General features: G+C 72.0%; 4 protein-coding genes. 2 read left to right on the top strand and 2 right to left on the bottom strand.

Going from position 1 to position 4,398, the window contains the following annotated elements:
* Window positions 1-4: 4 nt before the first annotated feature.
* Window positions 5-913 (bottom strand): cysteine ABC transporter substrate-binding protein, encoded by a 909-nt coding sequence (locus tag BH719_RS07190; RefSeq protein ID WP_009744154.1) that lies wholly within the window; start codon window positions 911-913, stop codon window positions 5-7.
* A gap of 325 nt (window positions 914-1,238) precedes the next feature.
* On the opposite strand from BH719_RS07190, the gene BH719_RS07185 reads away from it, so the two are divergent.
* Both BH719_RS07185 and BH719_RS07180 read left to right on the top strand, forming a co-directional pair.
* On the top strand, window positions 1,239-2,540 hold the full coding sequence (locus BH719_RS07185) for an alpha/beta fold hydrolase (protein ID WP_034255362.1): 1,302 nt from the start codon (window positions 1,239-1,241) through the stop codon (window positions 2,538-2,540).
* Between the two features lie 19 nt (window positions 2,541-2,559).
* The gene (locus BH719_RS07180; protein ID WP_157098209.1) at window positions 2,560-3,099 is read left to right on the top strand and encodes a peptidase S9; all 540 of its coding nucleotides are present in this window, start codon (window positions 2,560-2,562) and stop codon (window positions 3,097-3,099) included.
* Between the two features lie 100 nt (window positions 3,100-3,199).
* On the opposite strand, the gene BH719_RS07175 is transcribed toward BH719_RS07180, so the two are convergent.
* Window positions 3,200-4,297 carry a tetratricopeptide repeat protein gene (locus BH719_RS07175; RefSeq protein ID WP_009744151.1) on the bottom strand — a complete coding sequence of 366 codons (1,098 nt, stop codon included), beginning with the start codon at window positions 4,295-4,297 and terminating at the stop codon, window positions 3,200-3,202.
* Window positions 4,298-4,398 lie beyond the last annotated feature (101 nt).

Raw genomic sequence — 4,398 nt, 5'->3', positions numbered from 1 at the left:
CGCCTCACTGCGCGGCGGACTGGGGCGTGTCGGTCCCGCCCTCGACGACGAGGTCGTCGGCCGAGGCGGCGTCCCCGTAGACGGGGGCCAGGGTCAGCTCGTAGTCCTTGTGGAAGAAGTCCTCTTCGCCGAGGTCGACGAGCTGGTTGTTGAGCCAGTCGAGCAGTGCGCTGTTGCCCTTCTTGACGGCGGCCGCGATGTAGCTGGTCTCGCCGAGGCTCTTGATGCCGACGCCGAAACCGGGGTGCGCGATGGCCCAGGCGATGACTTCGGTGTTGTCGGTGGAGAAGGCGTCGCCCCGGCCGTCCTCGAGGGCCTGGTAGGCGTCGGAGTACTGGTCGTACTTCTGGAGCTCGACTTCGGGGTGGTTCGCCTCGAAGTACGCCTCGGCGGTGGTGCCCTTGGTGACGATGAGGGTCTTGCCCGCCAACTGGGACACGTCGGTGATCTCGGCGGACGCCGGCGAGACGACGCCCAGGGAGACCTTGAAGTAGGGGTTGGCGAAGTCGACCTTCTCGGCGCGCTCGGGTGTGACGGTGAAGTTCGCCAGCGTGATGTCCACCTTGTTGGACTGGAGGACCTCGGTGCGGGCGGCGGCGTCGACGGGGACGTACTTGGCGGTGACGCCCAGGTCGGCCGCGATGCGGTCGCCGTAGACGACGTCGTACCCGGCGGGCTTGCCGTCGGCGTCGATGTAGCCGAAGGGGGCCTTGTCGGAGAATATGCCGATCGTGATCTCCCCCGCCTCCTTGATCTGCTCCGGTGTGCGGTCGCCCACCTGGGCCCCTGCGGCCCCGCCGCCCGGGGCGGACTGGCCGTGCGGGGAACACGCGGACGCGCCCAGGGCCGCGGCCATGGCGAGCGCGGCAGCGGCGTATCGGAGGATCGGGCGTTTCGTGCGTGGCGTGTTCATTGGGGACTCCTCGAGTTCCGGATGGTGCGCGGGCCTGTCGGCGCCGCGGGCCGATCTGATCGGCACATGCGATCCTCCTCCGGCCCGGACGCGGACCGGGAACGAGTCCACTTCAAGATACTTTGTGACGGACCAGCGGAACCGACCGCACTGCGACTCGGATCACAACATCCCGGGGCGGGCGCACTACGCGGTGTTCCACGTGAAACAGATCCGGGGAGGCGCCCGCGGTCGGCGCCCCGCCCACCGGAAGAGAACGCCCCCGCCCCCAGTCGGAGCGCCCGAACGCCCGTGCCCCCTGGCGCCGCGCGCTAGAATCGGGCCCATGCGCACGGAGTCGTACCGCCAACACGGCCACACCATCCACGAGCACCGCCTCGAGGTGCCCCTCGACCACCGGCGCCCCGGCGCCCCCACGATCGGCATCTTCGCCCGCGAGGTCGTGCGCGAGGGCGGCGAGGACCTGCCGCGCGCGGTGTTCCTGCAGGGGGGCCCCGGATACCCGGCCCCCCGTTTCGGGCGCTTCGACAGCGGCTGGATCGCGCGCCTGCTCAAGGACTACCGGGTCGTGCTGCTCGACCAGCGCGGCACGGGGCAGTCCACGCGCCTGGACGCCCAGTCCCTGGCGGAGCTGCCCTCGGACCGCGAGAGGGCGGACCGGCTCAAGCTGTTCCGCCAGGACCAGATCGTCTTCGACGCCGAGGCGCTGCGCCGCGAGCTGTGCGGCGACGCCAAGTGGACGACGGTGGGCCAGTCCTTCGGCGGTTTCATCACGACCGCGTACCTGTCGCTGGCGCCCGAGGGCGTGGAGGCCAGCCTCATCACGGGCGGCCTGCCCGGCCTGGTCCACGTGGACGAGATCTACGCCCTCACCTACGAGCGCACAGCCGCGCGCAACCGCGCCTACTTCCACCGCCACCCCGGTGATGAGAGAACGGTCCGCGAGGTCGCCGCGCATTTGGCGGACACCGAGGAACTGCTGCCCACCGGGGAGCGCCTGAGCCCCGCGCGCCTGCGCATGATCGGCATGATGCTGGGCGGCCAGGGGCGCACCGACCAGCTGCACTACCTGCTGGAGGGGCCGTGGGTGAGCGTACGGGGGCAGCGCCGCCTGTCCTCGCAGTTCCTCCAGGCGGTCGCGGCCGCCGTGGAGGTCTCCCCCGTCTACGCGCTCCTCCAGGAGGGCATCTACGCGTGCGCGGCGCCCGCGCTGGCAGGAGGGGCGACGAACTGGTCCGCGGACCGCCTCGCCGAGCAGATCCCCGGTTTCGCCAAGGACGCGGACCCCCTGGACGCCTCCGAGCCCTACTACTTGACGGGCGAGCACTTCATGCGCCGCGTCTACGACGAGGATCCGGGCCTGGCCCCCCTGGCCGGCGCGGCGGACCTGCTGGCCTCGGACACGGACTGGGCCCCCGTGTACGCGCCCGAGGTCCTGGCCCGGAACACGGTCCCCGTAGCCGCCGCGGTCTACTACGACGACATGTTCGTGCCCCGCGAGCTGTCGCTCGACACGGCGGAGCTCATGGGGGCGCGCCCCTACATCACGAACGCCTTCCAGCACGACGGAAGCGCCTACTCGGGCGGGAGGGTCCTCTCCCACCTGCTCGACCTGATCCACGACTGACCCCAGAGAGGACCCCACTATGACTTCCCCAGTTCTCGTCGAAAACCGCTCCGGGCGCACGTGCGGATGCGCGCTGGCCAATGTCCGCCACGCGATGGAGGATCCGAAGAAACGCCTGGGCGCCGCCGTCGGCGTGGCGGCGGCCACCGCCTGGTACGGACTGCCCGACGTGGTGCGCTGCCGGGGGGCCCGCGCGGTCATCAAGGCGGGCCTGCTCGCCGCCGTCATGTGGTCCGCGACCGCCCAGATGCCCCCCGCTGCCCCGGTGCCCCCCTACCCGGATGAGGAATCCGACTGCGACGGGACCCCCGCGCCGAAGGGCGACGACCCCCTTGAGGGCGTCACGGAGGCGGCCCCCGGCGAGTTGGCGCTGCTGGCCGGCGCCGGGATCGGCACCGTCTGCCTGACGGTAGCGGTCGAGAAATGGCTCTTCCGCAGGGGGGAGCGCCGCCGCGCCGCAGGAGTGCGCCTGGCGCACACGCGCCAGGGCCTGGTGATCGGGGCGCTGACGGGGGCCGCCTCGGCGGTCCAGTTCGCGGTCGCCGCCCCCGCGGACTGAGCGCCGTCCCCGTCCAGGGACCCGCAAGCCCCCGGGGCGCTCCCTTCCGCGCCCCGGGGGCTTCGCCGCGCCCTGGCTCACGCCCTGGCGCCCGGTCGCCCTACCCGCGCCGTTGCCTGAGCAGCCGCACCACCATCGCCACGAACCAGACGAGGGGGGCGGTGATCCACGCGGAGACGATGAAGGCCACGGGAACGCCCACCGCGGACCACCACGACGGAGCAGGGTTGAAGAGCGTCCAGGCCCCCCACACGGCGGGAGCGGCCCCAACGACCACGATCGAGGCCATCGCGGTGAAGGAGCTGAAGGGCCTCCTCCGGAACGCCGCCGCGACCACCGCCCCGGAGCTGGTTTCCATCCCCTCGGCGATCTTGGCGGCGTTCTCCCTGAATCCGGAGACCAGGCCGAGGATCATCATCAGCGACCACACCGTTCCGCACACGACGGCCGCCGTCCGCCAACCGAGGGCGTAGGGCACGGTCATGGCGAGCCAACCCGCGGCGTCCAGCAGGACCGTCCCGATGGTGAGTCTGAGGGGGTTGACGAACACCATCCAGTGGAGCTGGTCCTCGTAGTGCCCCCGCTCCGGGTTCGTCTCGAGGAGGCCGCGGTAGAGGCGGCTGCTCTCATCGGCCTCGTGGACCCTCTTCAACCTGGCGATGCCCTCCCGGGCGTCCGTGTTCCCCGGGTCGATCTCGAGGACCCGCCCGTAGGCCTCCAGCGCCTCGTCCGGATGGGAGCCGCGCAGCACGGAACCGGAGGTGTTGAGCACGAACACGTCCTCGGGCGCGATGCGCACGGCTTCGCGCGCCTCGCGCTCGGCGTCCTCCGACCGGCCGTTCCGCTTGAGCGTGCGGGCGTGGAGGGCGCGGTAGGGCCCCCACTGCGGTTCGAGCTCGACGAGCCGGGACGAGTGCTCCAGCGCCCGGGCGGCGTCGGACTCGGTGCCGGTCAGCCAGTACAGCGCCTCGGTGCTGTTGGGCATGGCTTGGACGGCGCGCTCGGCGCTGGCGCGGGCCTCGGCGCGTTGGTCCAGCCTCAGGTGGGCGAAGGCGAGGGCGCAGTTCACGCTGACGACCGCTTCCGGGTCGGTCTGGGGGACAGTCGCGAGCAGTTCGACGGCCTGCTCCTCCCGTCCGAGTTCGATCAGCGCCTCGGCGCGTTCGATCTGAGCGCGGGCGGCGTCATCGAGCGGCATAGTGCCTCCTCGGGGTCGTTGGACGGCGTTGGTCTGCGGGTCCTCGGCGGACTTGCCCGGCCGATCGCGGCGGGGGCTGCGGAGCGGGGCGGCGCGCGCCG

It is taken from the genome of Pauljensenia hongkongensis (assembly GCF_001746855.1).
Lineage (GTDB): Bacteria > Actinomycetota > Actinomycetes > Actinomycetales > Actinomycetaceae > Pauljensenia > Pauljensenia hongkongensis.
This window is presented reverse-complemented; position numbering and strand designations above follow the sequence as displayed.

Excerpts from the sequence above, each read along its gene's own strand:
- BH719_RS07190 (WP_009744154.1), bottom strand. The coding sequence starts at position 913 with ATGAACACGCCACGCACGAAACGCCCGATCCTCCGATACGCCGCTGCC.
- BH719_RS07185 (WP_034255362.1), top strand. The coding sequence starts at position 1,239 with ATGCGCACGGAGTCGTACCGCCAACACGGCCACACCATCCACGAGCAC.
- BH719_RS07175 (WP_009744151.1), bottom strand. The coding sequence starts at position 4,297 with ATGCCGCTCGATGACGCCGCCCGCGCTCAGATCGAACGCGCCGAGGCG.
- BH719_RS07180 (WP_157098209.1), top strand. The coding sequence starts at position 2,560 with ATGACTTCCCCAGTTCTCGTCGAAAACCGCTCCGGGCGCACGTGCGGA.